The organism is Rickettsia endosymbiont of Pantilius tunicatus, from assembly GCF_964291875.1.
Lineage (GTDB): Bacteria > Pseudomonadota > Alphaproteobacteria > Rickettsiales > Rickettsiaceae > Rickettsia.
In genome coordinates, this window is the sequence record NZ_OZ198175.1 from 1,437,775 (window position 1) to 1,458,142 (window position 20,368).

Sequence of the window (20,368 nt, forward strand, 5' to 3'; positions counted from 1 at the left end):
AATTCAAAAAGGTTAAATAATTTTTTATGTCTGAAGTAGTAGTAAAAGAACAATTAGAGCAATATTTAAGCAAAATAGAAAGATTAGAGCAAGAAAAAGCTGACCTATCTGAAGAAATTAAGGATATTTTTCAAGATGCTTCTTCGCACGGATTTGATGTTAAGGCAATGAAAACTGTTTTAAAGCTGAAAAAACTTGATAAAGATAAGCTAGCTGAGCAGGATGCTATGCTTGAGCTATATAGAGATACTTTAGGAATATAAGTATACTCGTTTTATTTGAAAATTGGCTTACGTCATCTTTTCATTTGTGAGAAATAACCACTATAGTAAAATTACTTCTCAAAAGAACAAAACGATCTATTACTACCCTGCTCAAGGAAATCAATAATTTGCATTACTATAGAATTATTTTTATATTTTTCTTGAGCTTGCTTAATTCTATCAGTGAAATTACCCTCACCTAAAAAGATTTCCTGAACTACTTTTAAAGCATTTAAAGACTCTGCTTTATCAAACCCTTTCCTATTCATTCCAACTAAGTTTAGCCCCTCAAGTACTGCACGTTTGCCGCTTGCAAGACCAAAAGGTATTACATCCGCTCCAACCGGTGATAAACCGCCAATCATTGAATGCTTTCCAATTCTTGCATATTGATGCACCGCAGATAAGCCACCAATTATAACATAGTCTTCTACTTCTATATGTCCCGCTAAGCTTACATAATTAGCAAATACTACATTATTACCGATTTTACAATCATGACCGATATGAACACCAACCATAAATAAATTATTATTTCCTATGCTTGTAATCATTCCGCCACCTTGGCTTCCTGCCTGCACTGTAACATATTCTCTAATAGTATTGTTAGAACCGATTATCGTATTTGACCGCTCATTATTATATTTTAAGATTTGCGGAGGTTGACCAATAGACGCAAACGGATAAATTACTGTGCTTTCGCCAATTTCAGTAATCCCCTCAATAACTACGTGAGACTTTAGCTCTACATTATCATGCAGTACTACTTCTGGACCAACAATACAATATGGACCAACTTTTACGTTCTTACCAAGCTTTGCACTTTCGGCAATTATGCTAGTTGGGTGTATATTAGAATTTGACACTACTAATACCCTTAAGATTTATCTTTGATCATTGCGGTAAATTTACTTTCCGCTGCCATTTCACCATCAACTTTAACTGTGCTTGAAAACTTCCAAACATTAGCCCTCTGCTGATCAATAGTAGCATGAATGTGCATTGTATCCCCTGGCTGGACAACTTTACGAAATTTTGAGTTTTCGATAGCCATTAAAAATACTTCTTTATTTTTAGTAGAGCCGAGAGATTTAGCAACTAATATAGCTGCAAGCTGTGCCATAGCCTCAACCATTAAAACCCCAGGCATAACAGGTCTTGCCGGAAAATGCCCTGTAAATTGCGGCTCATTAACAGTAACATTTTTAATACCAGTTATTGATTTATTAGGGTCAATTTCAACTACTTTATCCACTAATAAAAAGGGATAACGATGAGGTATCAAATCCATAATTTCGGTAATATCGATAGTCATTTATTTAGATCTCTTATTTATTAATTGTTTCATAATAATAGATTGCCTATGCCAATCCATAACAGGTACAGCTGGACTACCGCCAACAATCTTACCCGCTTCTATATTTTGTGCTACACCACCTTGTGCTGCTACCTGAGCTCCATCACCTATATTTAGATGTCCGGCGACTCCCACTTGTCCCCCAAGAGCACAATATTTACCAATTACACTACTTCCAGCTATTCCCGCTTGTGCTACAATAATAGAGCCTTTACCTATTTTAACGCTATGCCCGATCTGCACTAAATTATCTATACGGCATAAATCTTCTATAATAGTGTCTTGCAGCGATCCCCTATCGATAGTAGTGTTAGCACCGATTTCAACATTATTACCGATTTTAACAATTCCAGTATGAAATATTTTATGATGCATACCTTTTTCAGTAGAAAAGCCGAATCCGTCTTGTCCGATTCTTGCTCCTGAAAGGATTACAGCGTCATCTCCTATAACAGAATAATTTATTGATACATTAGATTCAATTCTAGCATTTCTGCCGATAATCACCCCAATGCCTATAAAACTGCCTGCTTCTATTATGCTATTATCGCCTATAACAACATTATCCTCAATAACTGCATTATGACCTATATAACAATTTTTACCTATAGTTGCTGAATCTGCAACATAAGCTGATTTCATTATTTTAGTAGAATACGATTTTACTGGAGCATAGAAAAAATCTATTAGCTTGCCGTAAGCAAAATATGAATTCTTAGCACGCAGTAAGACAGTATTGGGATTTGCTTCTCCAGTAAAGTCTTTTGGCACGATACAAGCTACAGCTTTAGTATTTTTTAAAAACCGAGAATATTTAATATTGCTCAAAAAGCTAATATCATTAGAAGAAGCTTCTTGTAAAATTTTAATATCATGAATAGCTACATCTTCATGAATTTTAGGAGCTTCTATAAAATCTTGTAGGAAATCTGCAATTGCCGTTAGCTTTCTTGGTCCCAGATTCCTATAAAAATTACTATTTACCATGCAGAATTTTAGCGGATTTAATTTGTCCCGTAAAGTATATAAGTGATAGCTTTATTATGCAACAACATTTGCAAGAAGAATAATTATTTAAGGGATAACTTATTAGATAAAGCTTTGTCTGCGTAGATTAAAAAACACGCTTGATGTCATCTAGTTGCTTGTACCTATGTTATTCATGAGTTACGTGTCATTCCTGCTTAAAGCTTATTTGTGTGGATCGAAAAATACCCTTAATGTCATTCCTGCGAAAGCAGGAATCTAGTATAAAGCGAGATAACCTAAGCTTTTAATTTTAAAAATTTGCTGTATTTATGCTTTTTTTTTCCTGGATTCCTGCTTTTAGCTAAGAATGACATCAGAACCACGCGGGCAATGCCTCCCGTGGCTTGACCACGGGATTTAGAAAAAAGCGAGATGAATCGAGCTTTATTATATAGCTTAATGCGATAAGGTAGTGACTTTTTTAAGAGCATAGTAAACCGCATCAAAAAAGTGCTCAAAATTAGAAACAGTTTTTCTTATTTCGTTCTTGATTTTAAACCAGTAATGCTCAATAGGATTTAAATCAGGAGAGTAAGTTGGTAAAAATAAAATACTGCAACCAACAGATTCAATTAACGTTTTCACTTTTGTACTTTTATGAAAATTAATATTATCCATTACTACTATCTGACCAGGCTTTAACTCTTTGATCAATATCTCTTGTACATAAGTTTCAAAAATGTCCTTATTACATGTCCCATCAAATATTATTGGGGCAATAATATCTTTGGCAGACACCCCAGCAATCATACTAATCCGTGATTTATATTGATAGACCCTTTCACCATAACATCTTTGACCGATAATGCTCCACCCGTGTTCTCTACAGCTATTATCTTCTATCCCAGATTCATCGATAAATACTAAATCTTGTTTGTCTATAGTTTTTAGTTTCAATATAAACTCATTCCTTAGACCAACATCTCTTTTGGGATGAAGAAAAGTTTTTTTTATAACTATAACCTAATTTATTAAGCAATCTTGATATCGTACTTGCAGATACTTTTTGACTCCAGTTGTTAGCTAGTTCCATGGTGGTTTATCAAAATTTAATTCTATAAATTTTTTAAATCCCTCTATGTCTCTTATTATTCTACGATGTCCTGTATGATAACCACTTTTTGCTTTGATATCGCCGGTTTGTTTCTTTAATTTTTTCCATTCTATTATAGTCTTCCTACTAATAGAGTATATCTCAGAAGTCTCTTTTATTGTTTTACCATCTGTTAAACTTTTTATTACTCGTATTCTTAAATCGTATGAATATGCCTTTGCCATAAGTTTTTCATTTAGTATAATCTAACTCATACTCTAAGTCACTATCTTATCGCATTAAGCTATATGTATTTTTTATTACTGGATCCCGTGGACAAGCAACTAGATAACACCGAAGATGTTTTTCGACCTACGCAACTATCAATCCATTAAACAAGACTTATAAAATCAGATTGACTTATTTAAAGTTTTGCTTAGAATCATTTTGGAGCAGCTAAGGCTGTTTCGGGGTTTGACATCCCTTAACTAACAAGTGGCTTCATCTACCATTAATTGATGTAACCCTCAATCATAGGATCGGGGGGATGATAATGCATGTTCAGAGCTTAGAATTAAAATATTATTTTAAGCTTAAAGGTTATCATGGCTGTTCTTGTTAGCGGTTTGTCAATCCCCTGATCACCAACCAAGTTTTGCTTTTTGGTGATCAAAATTAAATTAATTTAAAGGAGATTAAACCGTTATGAACAATATTGTAGAAAAAAGAATAACCCTCATTGAACCATATTTAAATTTTATTATTAAAAACGAAGAATTATTACGGGAAATTTATCCCAATGGTTTAGATAGGGATTTAATGATAGAGTTTATTTTAGCTAAGAAACCCTATAAATCTTATGCTTATTATACTTTAATTCGTAGTTTATTTAAATCGCCATGCAATAAACTATACTTATAATTGATAAACAATTGCCAAAATCTTATTTTGGTTTATTTCGTTCTATTATTTTTGGTACTTTATCATATCTCAAATTAATTAAAATTTTTATCTATGATGAGAATGATTTTGCTCTAGATATAAAAGCCTTAAAAAGTAATGAAAATTACTTCTGGTCTTATAAAATCAACTACTTTAAAAAATTGATTAATTGGTAGTGATTATTCTATGGAATAGAAATAATTTAATTGAATAATACTTTTCCTTACTTTATTATATTAAGTAAGAATTTATATTTGAAGTAAGGTAATTATGAAAAATTATTATTCTACACTTACTAGTAAGGGGCAGTTAACTATACCAAGTTTTATAAAAGAACAGCTAAATTTAACCTCAGGTATTAAACTTGAGTTTATTATCCAAGATAATTACATAACTCTTGTCCCGATTAATAATTCAGTAAGCAAGTTAAAAGGTATTTTGCCTAAGCCTAAAAAAGCTATAAATTGTGATGAAATGAATGAAATTATTAGAGGTCGATATGATAGGAGTGGATACTAATATTTTAGTCAGATATTTAACGCAAGATGATGAAAAGCAGGCAAATATAGTAAATTAACATAGCCCAATATGAGCATCAAACAGGATCAATATTTATTAATAATATAGTAATCTGTGAACTTATTTGGGTTTTAGAAAGAGTCTATAAATACTCTAAAAAAGAAATTATTTCAGTAGTAAGAGTTATATTATCTACTACGGAATTTACATTTGAGCAAGCCGAAATATTATGGCTCTCTCTCAATGATTATGAAAAATATAATGCTGACTTTTCAGATATTTTATTGAGTAAAATTAATAAAATATCTGGGTGTGATTTTACTATAAGCTTTGATAGTAAAGCTTTAAATTTAAAAGAGTTTGATGACCCTATTAATATCTTAGAGAAAGATAAATAGCAATACTTTTAACCATGCGTTCTATGCTTACGTGGAGCATATTTATCTTGAACTTTTATTGCAGCACTTTTATTTTTATTTATAAACGATTCTAAATCTTCTTTAGTAAATTTGAACTTAGCAATATTTTCATCATAAGTTTTAGTTTTATTAAACCTTGTATCTTTGTTTTTATCTATAGCAAATACCTCTATAAAACTTTCTTTTACTTTATTAGAAGTGCTTAAATCATTCAATACATGTAATAAAGCTTTTACTGAGTTTGTATTGTCTTTTAATGTACCATTGTGACTAGTTGCAGCCGCTATTACATATTCTGTAAGAAGCGGTTGTAAATTTTCTTCAGTTAGTGCATTAACATTACAAAATGATAATAGTATTTTTGCTTTATCATTATGATTTTCAACAATTCCTTGCTGCCATTTAGAATCATTATTTTCCTTTGATGGAATAAACATCTCTAACAACTTAGCACCAAAGGTTTTATTTAAATTCTTGTTGTCATAAACTTCATAAACATTTAATAGGAATTTTTGGCATTCAAGCGTTTTATCTTTTTCTTTAGCAAGCCCATGATTATTGGCATATTCCATAGTTTGGCAATATCCTTTAATATGTAGATAATTAGCATATTTTTGGGCATTTTTGAAATCAAGAGTATCAATTCCTTGAGTATCTAAAACAACAGTATTTAAAGCATTTTCACGTAGCTGTTCATTTGTTTCTTTTAGAGTACCGGTATATTTAAATTTTCCGCCTATTTTTACAAGCATTTTAAATAATACGTCAGCTAAAAATTTTACAATTTCACCTGGACTTTTAAATTCTTTAGCACTATATATCGCAATATTTGCATCCGCTTCCATACCAACACCAAAAGCCATAGAAAGAGTTCTTCCTTGCTTTTTAGCTAATATAATTTCATCTGTATCATTCGTTATTTCTTTTACATCAAATTCTGGTTCATTATCTTTAAAATATTTTGTCGGGACATTATCTAAATAACCACCATCAACATATTTTTTACCATTAATTTCTACAGGTTCAAAAACAAGTGGGATAGAAGCAGAAGCACGGCATGCTAAAGCAACTTCAACATCAGGCGTATTAAGACTGCTAAAAATAGTTAGCACGCCTGCATCTTTCTCAACAGCTGTAACCACTAAATCTTTATAGCTAGCAGGATCATATTTTCGAAGTAATGCTAAGTCTCTAAAATATATTTTACCGCCTCTTTTATGCCTTTCTCTTAACTTATCTAAAGCTTCATCATCTTTGACAATTTTAATATCTGGTCTTTGTAAAAAATCACCTACATTATCTTTTATAGTTTTATCAAGCAAATCATATAAAGGTTTACCATCTTTATTTAATTGCAAAACGCCAGCAGAAAATCCTTTTTGCCCTAATAAATCTTGTAAATTAGTGGTTTTAGATATTTCTTCAAATCGTTCAGGCTTAGTCCCGAACGCTACAATTGCTGCAGTTATAGCACCAGCTGATGAACCTGCAACAGCTTTTACATTATCTAAAAGATCAGCTTTTTTTAGTGCAGCATAAACACCTGAATATATAGCCCCTTTAGCTCCACCGCCACTAAAAGCTACATATTCTATAAGAGCTTCTTTAGAATTTTCTATATTTTTAACTGGAATTTCTTGAACTTCTTTTAGATCGTCTATATATTTGACTTGATTTCCTTGAACTTCCTTTAAATCAATAATAGGTTTAATGAAATTTCGATTTTTTCTAAAGTTTTCTATTTCTGTCATAATTTATATTTATTTAGTTAAATTATTTTCTACGAATTCCCAATTGATCATATGTTTAATGAAAATGTCGACGTAATCAGGACGTTTATTACGATAATCAATATAATAAGCATGCTCCCAAACATCACATGCAAGAAGCGGTTGCATACCATTAGATATAGGCGTACCAGCATTTGCAGTTTTTACAATTTGTAACCTATTGTTATGACATACAAGCCAAGCCCAGCCACTACCGAACTGCCCCATTGCTTCCGCTTTAAACTGCTCACAAAACTCTTCAAAACTACCAAAATCCTCATTGATTTGGTTTAATATCTTACCACTTGGCTTTCCTCCACCATTTGGTTTTATTGAATGCCAAAAAAATGTATGATTCCAAACTTGTGCAGCATTATTAAAAATTGTAATATTCTGATTTTGTGATGACCATTCTATAATTTCTTCTAAATTCTTTTTTTGTAATTCTTCTTTATCTTTTAGCAAATTATTTAAATTCTGCACGTAAGAATTATGATGTTTGCCATGATGATATTCAAAAGTTTCAGCAGTAAAATGTGGTTTAAAACTTTCTTTGTCATAAGGTAAATTAGGTAGCACAAAGGGATAGGAAGTTTGATTAGATTTATCACAATATGTCATGTTATTTTTCTCCTGTTTATTATTAGTCTCTAGAAAAAATATATAGAGAATAGTTTTTTGTACGAATAATCAAAAAACTTATATCATATATAAGCATACTGTATTTACTAAAACTAATAAATAAAAAAATAATAAGGAAAATAATATAGAGATAGTAATACTTTAAAGGCACATTGCTTGCGGAATTTGATTCTACTACCTCGCGTCATTCTACAATACTTAATATTTTTTAGAATTACTTAAGTATGAACGTATAGCAATCTTTGCTTCCTTATCGCTAGTAACTACTGGCAAAAAAATCGTTTTATAGTCAACTATTTCTTCAGCTGCATAACTCAAATTAAAAAACAATATTATAGAAATAAAACTTAAAATTTTTCTCATTGCTCCCTATTTATAACGCTTGTATAAAACTCTACGATCTTATCTTTTACCGCTATTGGATCATTCATTAAATTAACAGCTCCCCTAAATTCTGCCGAGTTAGGCAGCCCACTACTATACCAATCCATATGTTTACGAGCGATAGGCACACCCGCAGATTCGCCATAATAATCGACGATAGCCTGATAATGCTCAAGTACTACATCTAATTGACTCTCTATAGAGGGTGCCGGTTTTTCCTCACCTGTTTTAAGATAGTGGTCAATTTGCGAAATAAGCCAAGGTTTGCCATATGCCCCTCTACCGACCATAACCCCATCTGCACCGGATTTCTCTAATGCTTCTTTAGCTTTGGTAAAATTAGTGATATCGCCATTAGCAATAACTGGAATTTTTACTGCTTCTTTAACGTTTCTGATGAACTCCCAGTCGGCATTACCTGAATAAAATTGACATCTAGTTCTGCCGTGAACTGTCACCATTTGAATCCCTGAATCTTCTGCAATCTTAGCTAGCGTTGGAGCGTTTTTTGTCTGATCATCCCAGCCCATACGCATTTTAACAGTTACAGGAATTTTTACTGCTTTAACAGCTGCTTCAAAAATCTTAGCCGCAAGCCCTTCATCTCTCATCAAAGCCGAACCTGAATAGCCATTTACTACCTTTTTCGCTGGACAACCAAAATTCAGATCAATAATTTTTGCTCCCATATCCTCGTTCATCTTAGCAGCTTCAGCTATAACGTTTGGCTCACAACCGGCAAGCTGTACGCAGGCACTTGTTGCATCATCTTGCATAATAGAACATTTTTGCAGTGACTGCCTAGATTCTACAATCATCGCTCTACTTGCAATCATTTCTGACACCACAAGCCCCGCACCAAATCTTTTCACTAATCTTCTAAATTCCAAGTCCGTCACACCGGACATCGGAGCAAGGATTACGTTTGAAGTGAGTTCAATATTACCAATCTTAATCATAAAAAATGCTGTATAAATAATTATGTATACCTTTAATACTTCAAGATTTGGCAAGCCAAATTTCGGGATTCGTCTGTGCTCACGTAGTTTATCTACGTTCCGCAGAGTCACCGCTTATTTGACCTACCAACTTTTGAAGTATTTGCGGTATATTATACTATAATTTCTTATTTTTGTCTAATACTAGTAATTTAGGAATAGACAAAAGCCAATTAATCTATTATAAGGATTAGATTACTTTTCTTTATATACATTGTTGTATATAATCATTAATGAAGATATACATCGCAAATAAATAAAAAAGTATACGACGATCAACTTCAAAAAGAGCAAGTAGTCTAAAGCCCTCGGAGTGCAGCGTACATGCAAGTAACGTGAGTACCGCAGATCTTATAAGACGACGTAGCCAATTTTCGAAGTTCATCAAGTGTACGGTCATGTAGCTCAGTTGGTAGAGCAAAGGACTGAAAATCCTTGTGTCGTTGGTTCGATTCCGACCATGACCACCACTTCTTAATCACTCCCCATTAATTAGCTTTTAAAAGTAATTGATTTTATTAAGACCAGAAATAATTTTCATTACTTTTTAAGACTTTTATATCTAGAGCAAAATCATTCTCATCATAGATAAAAATTTTAATTAATTTGAGATATGATAAAGTACCAAAAATAATAGAACGAAATAAACCAAAATAAGATTTTGGCAATTGTTTATCAATTATAAGTATAGTTTATTGCATGGCGATTTAAATAAACTACGAATTAAAGTATAATAAGCATAAGATTTATAGGGTTTCTTAGCTAAAATAAACTCTATCATTAAATCCCTATCTAAACCATTGGGATAAATTTCCCGTAATAATTCTTCGTTTTTAATAATAAAATCTAAATATGGTTCAATAAGGGTTATTCTTTTTTCTACAATATTGTTCATAACGGTTTAATCTCCTTTAAATTAATTTAATTTTGATCACCAAAAAGCAAAACTTATTTGGTGACCGGGGAGTTAGAAACACCGTAAGAACAACAGCTATAATAGGCTTTAGGCTTAAAGCAAATGCTATAAGCCCTGAACATACCCTACTATCCCCCCGATCAAAAAAATCGAGGATTACATTTTTACGATAAAATGATAAATCGGTTCTTAAGAGGTTTCTACACTCCAGAACAGCCTTTAGCTGCCCCAAAAAGATTCTAAGCAAAACTTTAAATAAGTCAATCTGATTTTATAAGTTTTGTTTAATGTATTGATAGTTGCGTAGGTCGAAAAACGTCCTTAGTGTCATCCCGTGGCAGTATTACCCATGTGGCGACATGGCCAATTTTTTAAATAAAATGAGTATATGTTGGATTAGATGAGTGATTGCAGTAGCTTGTAAAAATCAGCAGCCAAGAAAAGCGATCCGGTTATTACGATATTTGCTTTATTATCGCCGTTTATTTTTTTTATGTCCATAATTGCTTCTTCAAGGCTTTCACTAGCAGTAAAATCGATACCGGTTTTATTTGCCTCTAAAGCTATTGTTTCTGCATTATAGCTTAATACTTCAGATAAAACTTTAACACTATAACCTTTAATTGCCAAATCTTTAAAGTAAGCACAAAACTCTTCTATATTGCGGTTTTTAGTCATGCCGAGTATTAAATATATCGGTGATTTTAAATTATCATGAATCCACGCTGTTAAGGCTTGTGCTCCACTATTATTATGAGCTCCATCCACCCAAATTTGTACGTTATCACCTATTAATCTAGAATATTTTTGCGGATTAATTTTCTCAATTCTAGCAGACCAAATAGTATTTTGTAGACCTTTAGAAATAGCCTCATTATTAATATTAAATTGCTTATTAATAAGACTTATTAGTGCAATAACGCTTGCTGCATTGATTAATTGATGATCACCGGCTAAAGAGGGACCAGGAAATTCATGTGTAAAATTTCGTGATGAGTAAATAAATCCATTATCCGTTTTCTGTATGCCGAAATCATACTCATAACAAAAGGTGGGAGCTGCTAAATTTTCTGCCTTTGCAAATAATATTTCATGAACTTCGGGAACTTGCACGCTTATAACACAAGGCACGCCCTGCTTCATGATGCCAGCTTTTTCAAAAGCTATCAACGGCAATGTTGACCCTAGCATATGCATATGATCATATGAGATGGGAGTAATTAACGTAATTAATGGCTGATCTATTACATTTGTTGCATCTAACCTACCACCCAGCCCTGTTTCTAAAATTAATATATCAGCTTTATTACTTGCAAATGCTAGAAAAGCTGCCGCCGTAGTTCCTTCAAAAAAGCTAGGTTCAATATTGAACTTCTCGCATACTACCCTCACCTGCTCACAAACTTGCCATAATTCATTATCTGAGATTTTCTCGCCTGCTACTATAATTCGCTCGTTAAATTCTAATAAATGTGGGGAAGTGTAGCAATGTACTTTATAGCCGGCAGTCGCAAAAATGCTTTTTAGCATAGCACTGCTTGAGCCTTTGCCATTCGTACCTGCTATATGTATTACAGGAGGAAGCCTTAAGTGAGGATCACCTAAAGCTTTTAAAAGACTATTTATATTTTCAAGATCGTATTTAATTTGATTTTTCCAGTTTGGTTTTGGTACTGGAAAGTGCGGCATAAACATTTTTATTGGTTTTTTTAGGAACAATAGAGTTATATAATACTAAAAAGGCTTAAGATAGGTTTAAAGAAATATTTATCAATAACTAATCTAAATCTTGACAATATTTTAGGGCTTTATTCAATTCTATTATTTCTTTAGAGGATAATTTACCAATTTTCATATTAATTTTATCAACCATAATACAAGATTGTGACTTAAGACCATTTAACTTTGTAGGATTTAATGGCAAACGATAATTTGAGGTATTTATTAGATAGCTTGTTATAGGGCAAACTAATATACTTGAAAGAGTTTTATTTAGTGAATTAGATTGAACAATAACAGCAGGACGAGGCTTGCCATAATTTCCACTTAACACACAGACTACAATATCACCTTTCTTAATTTCTGTTTTGTCCATTAATTAAATCCAATCTTTGTGATCTTGATTTGCTTCCCATTCTTCTTCTAGATTTTTTTGTTTACTAGCTAATAAAGATTGTCGTTTGGCTTCATTAGCTAATTTTTTACTTTCTGATTCAACAAATAAACGTATAGCTTCATTAACCAACTCTTGTATATCACGATGTGATAAATTAGCTATTAATGTAAGCTCTTTGCTTAATTGCGGCTCTAATTGCAGATTAGTTAAAGTATTTTTTGTCATTTTATACCTACACAACATAATTGATAATATAATTATAACATATTATATTATCAATTACACTGTATTTGAATTACATGTTGTTAACATTTCTATATTGAGCTTTTTGAAATATAGCCAATTCTTCAAGTTCTAACTAAGTAGATTTAATTTTTGGCTTTACCACATTAATAAGCCCAATTAGTAATATTGATTTTATAATACCTGGTATTATAAAAGGTAACACACCGCCGTAAAATGCACCACTTGCTCCTATTAATTTAGTAAGCCACATCCAACCTAAGCTCATAATAATAATATTACCGATTAAACATAATGATATTTGATTTAACAATTTATTAGAAGTAAAAATTTTATCTTTTAAGCTTGCCATAACATATACAGCAATTAAAAAGCCTGCTAAATATCCGGCTGTAGGACCAAATAATATATAAGCTCCGCTGAAAAATTCTCCGAATACCGGCACTCCTACTACGCCAAGAGTTATATAAGATAATATAGTTAAAGGAGCTGTAGTTTTATTATAAGTAAGTCCGATAAACATAACCGCAACGGTTTGCAATGAAATAAATATAGGTTTCATAGGTATTATTATTTGTGAACAAATTGCAAGCAACGCTACTCCTAAAGCTACTTCTATTACTTGCCTTTTAATTACTGGGAAAGAGATTGAACTAAGCTGCATAAGCTACCTCATATTTTATTTTTAAGTAAATAACTAAATAGAACGATCTAAGTTCCTTGTCAACAAACGAAAATAATTAATTTTAATTTAATATATTTTTTAACTAATTTTTTATTCAATAATTCATAATAGTGTCATTTTTATATATACTAGTAAAAATAGTATTAAATAAGAAAAGTAAAAGTAATAATTATATTTATTAAATTAATAACACATGTTAATTTAAATTAAGAAATAAATATTTATTGAGATTTTTATGAAACAAAAACAATTTATTCAAAATGGTAAAATAAACAAAAGCTTAGTTACATTTTATAATGATTTATTAAAAAGCAACCTACTAGAACAAAAAGGAGGTTTTAGTATAACTTACAAATCTATTAGCCCTGATAGTAAAGAAGCAAAGATAATAATAAAAGAAGTTGACCCTATAAGTAAAGAATTTAAAGGTAATTACGAAGTTAGTTTTTATCAAGAAAGCGATGCCTTTTTATATCATATAATTGGTAATTCAAAAGAAAATATGGAAGTTCCAGGAGAAGTATTCAATAGCTTATAATAAATTAAGGGGTTAATATGAAAGAAAAAAATAATACTATTATTGATATAGAAGAATTTAATAAAAGCAAGGATACAAAAATTTCTGGAGTAAACTCTGGTTTTATAAAACATATAAATGATGGACCAAGCAAAGGTACTTATATGTTTAAACCTATGATAAAATCCGAAGAAATTATCGAGGAACAAGGACCTAAATATCGCCAAGACGAATATGATGAAAAAATAGAACGCAGTAGTGCTTTAATTGAATATACTTTTGGCGGTGTGTTCAAGCAGTACTAAAAGACCAAGCTCCTATAATAGGTTTAGCAATAGATAAGGAAAAAGATGAAGTATTTATGACTTCAAAGTTTTTAGATAATTTTGTTCCAATTGACGTATTTTGCAAAGACAACCAACAAAAATTAGATAATGGTGAAATAATTATAGAAGGGCTAGAAAAGGCTGTTGTCACTTCTTTATATTGTGGGGATAGTGATTTAAATCCAGGTAATTTAGGAATAATAACTAAGCAAGAAAATGGTATAACAAAAAATATTGTTGCTAAAATTGATCATGGAGCAGCAGGGATAACAGAGCAAGAACAAAATATAGAAGTTACATTTAATAAGTTTTATAAAAAATATGATTATGCCCAATATTTACCTTTTGATTTAACAAGGGCACAAAAAGCAACTAAAGAAATATTTGATACTATACCAGTTCAAAAACAAGCTATTAATGAAGCAATTAGTAATTTAGAAATTCAAAATGTTGATCCTAAATTTACAAATTTAAATTTTGAAGATCAAGAATTAGGTGATTTTAGTAAGTATTTAGATGTCAGAAAAGAAAAATTAGCTTTAATTTCCTCTATTGAACATCCAAATCCTAAATGGAAAGAATCAGGAGCTTGGACCGAAGCACTGGAGAACCCTGCAACTTATGCACAAAAATTTCCTAAATCACATAGTAATGAAGTAACTCAACAAGCACAAAATACAGGAGAAAAAGTAAAAAATACGCAAAATAACGAGAATACTGTAGATAAAAAACCTACTTCTTTTGTTGAGAGTTTAAAAATTAAAAGAGAAACAGATCCTGGTATTCGTCAAAGATAAATTAGATTATAATATTTATAAAGTTCTAATAACTTTAATTAGTTTTTTGATATCTTTACTGTATTTTTATAGCTGGTATGAGCTTTTAAAAATCTAAATCTGTATAATAGCTTGGTGGAGTAAAGCCTGGGATTCTATCTTGCAATAATAATCTAAAAGCGGGTCTTGATTTAATCAGTGAGTACCAATGCTTAATAACAGTCCATTTATCCCAATAAATTTCACTGAAATAATCAAGTACGGATAAATGACAAGCTGCTGCAATATCGGCAATAGTTAGGGAGTCTGAAACTATATAACTTCTTTTCTCAAGTAAACTAGTCATATATTCTAGGTGATAATTTAGGTTATTTTTTGCAGCACGTAAAAATTCAGTTCTTGGACTGCTCATTTTAGCGATTGATCTTATAACTTTTTCATCGATAATAATTTTAGTAACTTCACGATAAAATTTATCATTAAACCAAAAGAATAATCTTCTAATTTCACAACAAACATCTACATCCTCATCTAAAAAACTAAAATTTGGATATTTGCTATGAAGATATTCTACAATAGGATAAATACCAACTACAGATAAGCCATATTGCTCTTCTAAAACAGGTAATGTTCCGGCAGGGTTTATTTTTAGGAATTCTTTATTAAACTGCCAATAATCTTCTTTAATTGTGGTAAATTGTATATCTAATTCTTTTAAAAAGACACGAGCTTGCCTTGAGATAGGACAAATAGGATAATGATATAATTTCTTCATTAAAAGTTTAACACATATACTTCTTTTCTTTCAAAAGCAGTACTTCATACTACTTTTGAAAGAAAATTATAATAAAGGTCTATAAGCCGGATTCTGTACGAACTATAAATAGCTCGTTGTAGTTATTTATCTAGGATAAACGTTATCGTTTACCTCAAGCAATCTACCCGCATTACAAACCGGTTAGAGATACCCGGGAGCTTATAAAAGCTCTGTAACGCCTATTTGATTTTGCTCTTGGTGGGGTTTACCATGCGTAACTTGTTACCAATTTACCGGTGTGCTCTTACCACACCTTTTCACCCTTACCGCAATATAGAATATATTACGGCGGTTTATTTTCTGCGGCACCTTCCCTAAAGTAATATTACTCCGCCGGGCGTTACCCGGCACCATACCTCTATAGAGTCCGGACTTTCCTCGTAATTTTTTAAAAATCACGCAACTACACAACCTATTTAGATTATGCTAAATTTTTACAAATTAGTCAATATTTACTATTAACAATAATTTAATTTACTATTAACAATAATTTAACGTTGCCACTATTATTAGCATAATGTATAAATAGGGTTTAAGTGCCAAATACCATCAATAATTATTAGCAAATTTTATATACACATGAAAAAATTAATTTACTATTTTGGTAGTAACGGTAGCGATGGAAACGCTAGTATGAAAGATATCCTTGGTAATAAAGGGGCTGGGCTTGCTGAAATGTCTAACTTAAAATTACCTATACCTGACGGCTTTACTATCACTACTGAACTTTGTAACTATTTTTATACTCATGATAATAGCTTTCCTAAAAATTTTAGAAATGAGTTAAGAACAGCTGTAGAAAAACTTGAAGTCACCACTGGCAAAATTTTTGGAAACACCAAAAATCCTTTATTATTATCAGTAAGATCGGGTTCTATTGTTTCAATGCCTGGTATGATGGATACTATACTTAATCTTGGGATGAATGATGAAGTTTGTACGGCTCTTGGTGAAGTTTGTAAGAACAAAAGATTTGCTCTTGATAGCTATAAAAGATTTTTAGAAATGTATGGAGCAACTGTTTTATCCATACCAAGTGATTTATTTGAACAAATTTATGAAAGACATAAAATTCAAGCTGATATTTATAGAGATAGTGATATTACACTGGAATTATTAGAAAAGATTATTGAAGACTTTAAGAAATTACATGTAAAATATGCAGAAAAGTTAATAACCGATCCTTACGAACAGTTAGAATCGGCAATTAAAGCGGTACTTAATTCTTGGATGAGTAACAGAGCAGTTATATATAGAAAAATCAATAATATTTCTGATAGCTTTGGCACTGCTATCAATATACAATCTATGGTTTTTGGTAATTTAAGCAAAACTTCAGCAACAGGAGTTTTTTTTACTAGATCACCCTCTACAGGTGAAAAAAAGCTTTTTGGTGAATTTTTGATAAATGCTCAAGGGGAAGATATAGTATCAGGCACTAGAACACCTTTGCCTATTATTTCTGATGACTCAAATTCTATGAAAGCAACAATGCCGAAAGTCTTTGATGAATTGTCAAAAATTTCTGAAACGTTAGAGAAGCATTACCTAGATATGCAAGATATAGAGTTTACTATAGAAAATAGCAAACTTTATATCTTACAAACTCGTACAGCTAAAAGAACTGCTATTGCTGCTATAAAAATTGCTGTACAAATGGTGGAAGAAAAGCTGATCTCTAAAGAACAGGCTTTAATGCGAATCGATCCTGAGTCGTTAAACCAATTATTGCACACTCGTATAGATTATAGCAAAGGTCTTACATCTATTGCGGATGGATTACCTGCCTCTCCAGGAGCGGCAACTGGTATTATCGTATTTTCACCTTACGATGCTGAAAAATTATCACATCACCATAAGGTGATTTTAGTAAGGCACGATACTAGCCCTGAAGATATTAACGGCATGCATGTTTCCTCAGGTATTTTAACAATACGAGGTGGTATGACTTCACATGCTGCGGTCGTAGCAAGAGGTATGGGCAAGCCCTGCGTTTGTGGAACTAATAATTTAGTAATAGATGAGAAAAAACAAACATTAACAGCTGGGGAACTGGTACTTAAACAAGGCGACATTATCACAATTGATGGCGGTACAGGGAAAGTTTTCTTAGGAACAATGCCATTAATTCAACCTACTTTTAGCGAAGAATCAAAATTAATTTTTGAATGGGCAGATGAGGCAAGTAAACTAAAAATTCGTACCAATGCCGAAACCGTAAGTGATGCTTTAGTATCAGTAAAATTTGGTGCTACAGGCATAGGTTTATGTCGTAGTGAACATATGTTCTTTGATAAAAACAAAATTCCTCAAGTACGGGAAATGATTATTGCCCCTGATATAGATAGAAGAAAGCTTGCAGTGCAGAAATTACTACCTCTTCAAACACAAGATTTTAAGGCTTTATTTAGAGTAATGGGCGATAAACCGGTAAATATTAGATTACTTGATCCGCCATTGCATGAGTTTTTGCCGACAACTGAGGAAGATAAGAAAAATCTAGCAAGTAATTTAAACCTGCCACTATCGATGATTAATCAACGTTTGCACGCTATGCACGAAGTAAACCCTATGCTTGGTCATCGCGGTTGTAGACTTGGTATTTGCTCACCAGAAATTTATCAGATGCAAGTTGAAGCAATCTTTACAGCTATTTATGAGCTACATAAAGAAGAACATATTGAGTGTAAATTAGAATTAATGATTCCTTTAATTAGTAACGTTAATGAAATCAAGAAGCTTAAAGGTGATATTTATGAAATGATTCATGAATTAGAAGAGCGTTATGAGCATAAATTCTCTTTTAGTTTAGGTACCATGATTGAGTTACCAAGAGCGGCACTTAACAGTAAAAAAATAGCTGAGGAAGTTGATTATTTTAGTTTCGGTACTAATGATTTAACCCAAACTACATATGGAATTTCAAGGGATGATATAGCCTCTTTCTTACCTTATTATTTAGAGGAAAGAATCTTTGAGTCTGATCCGTTTACCACACTAGACGAAGAGGGAGTAGGAGAATTAATTGAGATTGCCATAAAGCGAGGAAAAAGCAGCAACCCTAGCTTAAAGTTAGGTGCTTGCGGCGAGCATGCGGGACATCCTACCTCTATAGAATTTTTCCATAGAATGAATTTGGATTATGTTTCCTGCTCCCCTTATCGTATTCCAATCGCACGAATCGCCGCCGCACAAGCTAAAATTAAACATGGGTAGTGTCCTTTGGCATTATTGAACAGCTCAAAAAAAGCGTTCGGTGTCATGCCTTGACTTGGCTATAGATCCAGCATAAAGCGAGCTTTTAGTGTTAAAAACTTAATTTTAAAATTTCTTTGGAAAGGAATATGTAATACTACTTTTCAAAGATACCCATGCTTTCGCAGGAATGACCTATGAGCAATGCGACAACACCGGATAAATCCACGGGATAAATATCCTTAGGTCATTCTTCAATCACGCAATATTTCTACTTTATTTAACTCTTCCCAAGTAAAATCTTTATCTTTACGACCGAAATGACCATAAGCAGCTGTTTTTTGATAACATGGAGTGCGTAATTTAAGATGTTTAATAATTTTACCAGGACGCATATCAAAATGTTTTATTACTAATTTAGTAACATCCTCATTGCTTAATTTACTAGTACCGAAAGTTTCAACGTAAACTGAAACGGGTGCTGCAACACCTATTGCATAAGATATTTGTATTTCACAGCGTTTAGCCAAACCTGCCCCTACTATATTTTAGCAATATAACGAGCCATATATGCTGCTGATCTGTCTATTTTAGTTGGATCTTTACCAGAAAAACAACCCACTCCATGCCTTGCCAAGCCACCATAAGTATCAACGATAATTTTTCTACCTGTTAAGCCGCAATCTGCCGCAGGACCACCTATCACAAATCTACCAGTAGGATTAATCAAATATTTTGTATCTTTATTAAGCCAATTATGCGGTAATACTGGTTTAATGATCTCTTCCATTATAGCTTCTATCAAATCATTTTGTGCTATATCAGGATGATGCTGGGTTGATAACACTATTGCATCAATCGATATAGGCTTATTGTTTTCATATTTCAATGTAACTTGCGATTTCGCATCAGGTCTAAGCCAAGACAATATATTATGTTTACGCAAATATGCTTGTCTTTCCATGAGAAGATGAGAGTAGTAAATAGGTGCAGGCATTAAAGGTTCTGTTTCATCACAGGCATAACCAAAAACCATGCCTTGATCACCCGCTCCTATTTCATCATCATTTTTATTATCAACCCCCATTGCGATATCAGGAGACTGGGTAGTGATAGATGAAATTACAGCACAAGTATTGCCGTCAAAACCGTAGCAAGGGTCGTTATAGCCTATTTCTTTGATCTTATTTCGAACTATTTGCGGAATATCTACCCAAGCACTAGTTGTAATTTCACCGCCGATAAGTACTAAACCGGTTGCAACAAAGGTTTCACACGCTACATGCCCGTTTGGATCCTGCTTTAAAATTTCATCAAGTACGGTATCTGAAATTTGATCGGCAATTTTATCAGGATGTCCTTCAGAAACTGATTCAGAAGTAAATATTAAATTTTTCATAACGTTCCTCTTACAATTTTAAA

19 protein-coding genes, 1 tRNA gene, 1 other RNA gene and 2 pseudogenes are annotated in these 20,368 nt (G+C 32.1%); 8 read left to right on the forward strand and 15 right to left on the reverse strand.

Annotation, left to right across the window (positions count from 1 at the left end; translation table 11 throughout):
* Nucleotides 1-26 precede the first annotated feature (26 nt).
* Nucleotides 27-263, forward strand: coding sequence for a DUF2312 domain-containing protein (locus tag ACICQC_RS08470; protein ID WP_011477844.1), 237 nt, complete (start codon nt 27-29; stop codon nt 261-263).
* 71 nt (nt 264-334) lie between these two features.
* Here the strand turns inward: ACICQC_RS08470 and lpxA are convergent, their stop codons facing one another.
* The 4 genes and pseudogenes from lpxA to ACICQC_RS08495 all read right to left on the reverse strand — a co-directional run bounded on the left by lpxA (nt 335) and on the right by ACICQC_RS08495 (nt 3,927).
* Nucleotides 335-1,129 carry an acyl-ACP--UDP-N-acetylglucosamine O-acyltransferase gene (gene lpxA / locus ACICQC_RS08475; RefSeq protein WP_395476685.1) on the reverse strand — a complete coding sequence of 265 codons (795 nt, stop codon included), beginning with the start codon at nt 1,127-1,129 and terminating at the stop codon, nt 335-337.
* 11 nt (nt 1,130-1,140) lie between these two features.
* Nucleotides 1,141-1,578: a 3-hydroxyacyl-ACP dehydratase FabZ gene (gene fabZ / locus ACICQC_RS08480; RefSeq protein ID WP_011477847.1), complete on the reverse strand. Its 438-nt coding sequence runs from the start codon at nt 1,576-1,578 to the stop codon at nt 1,141-1,143.
* Complete coding sequence (gene lpxD, locus ACICQC_RS08485; protein WP_395476686.1) at nt 1,579-2,607, reverse strand: UDP-3-O-(3-hydroxymyristoyl)glucosamine N-acyltransferase; 1,029 nt, start codon at nt 2,605-2,607, stop codon at nt 1,579-1,581.
* 438 nt (nt 2,608-3,045) lie between these two features.
* A pseudogene (locus tag ACICQC_RS08495) lies at nt 3,046-3,927 on the reverse strand (IS630 family transposase).
* 460 nt (nt 3,928-4,387) lie between these two features.
* Between ACICQC_RS08495 and ACICQC_RS08500 the strand changes: the two are divergent.
* Both ACICQC_RS08500 and ACICQC_RS08505 read left to right on the forward strand, forming a co-directional pair.
* Nucleotides 4,388-4,603 (forward strand): hypothetical protein, encoded by a 216-nt coding sequence (locus ACICQC_RS08500; RefSeq protein ID WP_395476687.1) that lies wholly within the window; start codon nt 4,388-4,390, stop codon nt 4,601-4,603.
* Nucleotides 4,604-4,894: 291 nt separating this feature from the next.
* Nucleotides 4,895-5,143, forward strand: coding sequence for an AbrB/MazE/SpoVT family DNA-binding domain-containing protein (locus tag ACICQC_RS08505; protein WP_395476688.1), 249 nt, complete (start codon nt 4,895-4,897; stop codon nt 5,141-5,143).
* A 406-nt stretch (nt 5,144-5,549) separates the two neighbouring features.
* Here ACICQC_RS08505 and ACICQC_RS08510 read toward each other — a convergent pair whose 3' ends face one another.
* The 3 genes from ACICQC_RS08510 to dusB all read right to left on the reverse strand — a co-directional run bounded on the left by ACICQC_RS08510 (nt 5,550) and on the right by dusB (nt 9,316).
* Complete coding sequence (locus ACICQC_RS08510) at nt 5,550-7,313, reverse strand: patatin-like phospholipase family protein (protein WP_395476689.1); 1,764 nt, start codon at nt 7,311-7,313, stop codon at nt 5,550-5,552.
* 9 nt (nt 7,314-7,322) lie between these two features.
* Nucleotides 7,323-7,952 (reverse strand): superoxide dismutase, encoded by a 630-nt coding sequence (locus ACICQC_RS08515; RefSeq protein WP_395476690.1) that lies wholly within the window; start codon nt 7,950-7,952, stop codon nt 7,323-7,325.
* A 380-nt stretch (nt 7,953-8,332) separates the two neighbouring features.
* Complete coding sequence (gene dusB, locus ACICQC_RS08520) at nt 8,333-9,316, reverse strand: tRNA dihydrouridine synthase DusB (protein ID WP_395476691.1); 984 nt, start codon at nt 9,314-9,316, stop codon at nt 8,333-8,335.
* 433 nt (nt 9,317-9,749) lie between these two features.
* On the opposite strand from dusB, the gene ACICQC_RS08525 reads away from it, so the two are divergent.
* A tRNA-Phe gene (locus ACICQC_RS08525) sits at nt 9,750-9,825 on the forward strand.
* 209 nt (nt 9,826-10,034) lie between these two features.
* Here ACICQC_RS08525 and ACICQC_RS08530 read toward each other — a convergent pair.
* From ACICQC_RS08530 to ACICQC_RS08550, 5 genes are all read right to left on the reverse strand, one after another.
* A complete protein-coding gene (locus ACICQC_RS08530) occupies nt 10,035-10,250 on the reverse strand; it encodes a hypothetical protein (protein WP_395476692.1) in 216 nt (71 codons plus the stop codon).
* A 417-nt stretch (nt 10,251-10,667) separates the two neighbouring features.
* A complete protein-coding gene (locus ACICQC_RS08535) occupies nt 10,668-11,966 on the reverse strand; it encodes a bifunctional folylpolyglutamate synthase/dihydrofolate synthase (protein WP_395477693.1) in 1,299 nt (432 codons plus the stop codon).
* Nucleotides 11,967-12,048: 82 nt separating this feature from the next.
* A complete protein-coding gene (locus ACICQC_RS08540) occupies nt 12,049-12,366 on the reverse strand; it encodes a type II toxin-antitoxin system PemK/MazF family toxin (protein ID WP_395476693.1) in 318 nt (105 codons plus the stop codon).
* 3 nt (nt 12,367-12,369) lie between these two features.
* Nucleotides 12,370-12,612, reverse strand: a complete 243-nt coding sequence (locus ACICQC_RS08545) for a hypothetical protein (RefSeq protein ID WP_395476694.1) — start codon at nt 12,610-12,612, stop codon at nt 12,370-12,372.
* 133 nt (nt 12,613-12,745) lie between these two features.
* The gene (locus ACICQC_RS08550) at nt 12,746-13,294 is read right to left on the reverse strand and encodes a biotin transporter BioY (RefSeq protein WP_395476695.1); all 549 of its coding nucleotides are present in this window, start codon (nt 13,292-13,294) and stop codon (nt 12,746-12,748) included.
* 256 nt (nt 13,295-13,550) lie between these two features.
* Between ACICQC_RS08550 and ACICQC_RS08555 the strand changes: the two genes are divergently transcribed.
* From ACICQC_RS08555 to ACICQC_RS08565, 3 genes are read left to right on the forward strand one after another with little or no spacing between them, the layout of a single operon-like run.
* On the forward strand, nt 13,551-13,853 hold the full coding sequence (locus ACICQC_RS08555; protein WP_395476696.1) for a hypothetical protein: 303 nt from the start codon (nt 13,551-13,553) through the stop codon (nt 13,851-13,853).
* A 17-nt stretch (nt 13,854-13,870) separates the two neighbouring features.
* Nucleotides 13,871-14,137 carry a hypothetical protein gene (locus tag ACICQC_RS08560; protein WP_395476697.1) on the forward strand — a complete coding sequence of 89 codons (267 nt, stop codon included), beginning with the start codon at nt 13,871-13,873 and terminating at the stop codon, nt 14,135-14,137.
* 56 nt (nt 14,138-14,193) lie between these two features.
* On the forward strand, nt 14,194-14,955 hold the full coding sequence (locus ACICQC_RS08565; RefSeq protein WP_395476698.1) for a hypothetical protein: 762 nt from the start codon (nt 14,194-14,196) through the stop codon (nt 14,953-14,955).
* A gap of 85 nt (nt 14,956-15,040) precedes the next feature.
* Here the strand turns inward: ACICQC_RS08565 and ACICQC_RS08570 are convergent, their stop codons facing one another.
* Entirely contained in the window at nt 15,041-15,709 is a 669-nt protein-coding gene (locus ACICQC_RS08570) for a glutathione S-transferase family protein (protein ID WP_395476699.1), read from the reverse strand.
* Between the two features lie 68 nt (nt 15,710-15,777).
* Nucleotides 15,778-16,170, reverse strand: an RNA gene (gene rnpB / locus ACICQC_RS08575) — RNase P RNA component class A.
* A 160-nt stretch (nt 16,171-16,330) separates the two neighbouring features.
* On the opposite strand from rnpB, the gene ppdK reads away from it, so the two are divergent.
* The gene (gene ppdK / locus ACICQC_RS08580) at nt 16,331-18,967 is read left to right on the forward strand and encodes a pyruvate, phosphate dikinase (RefSeq protein WP_395476700.1); all 2,637 of its coding nucleotides are present in this window, start codon (nt 16,331-16,333) and stop codon (nt 18,965-18,967) included.
* 233 nt (nt 18,968-19,200) lie between these two features.
* Here the strand turns inward: ppdK and metK are convergent.
* A pseudogene (metK, locus tag ACICQC_RS08585) lies at nt 19,201-20,345 on the reverse strand (methionine adenosyltransferase).
* Nucleotides 20,346-20,368: the final 23 nt, after the last annotated feature.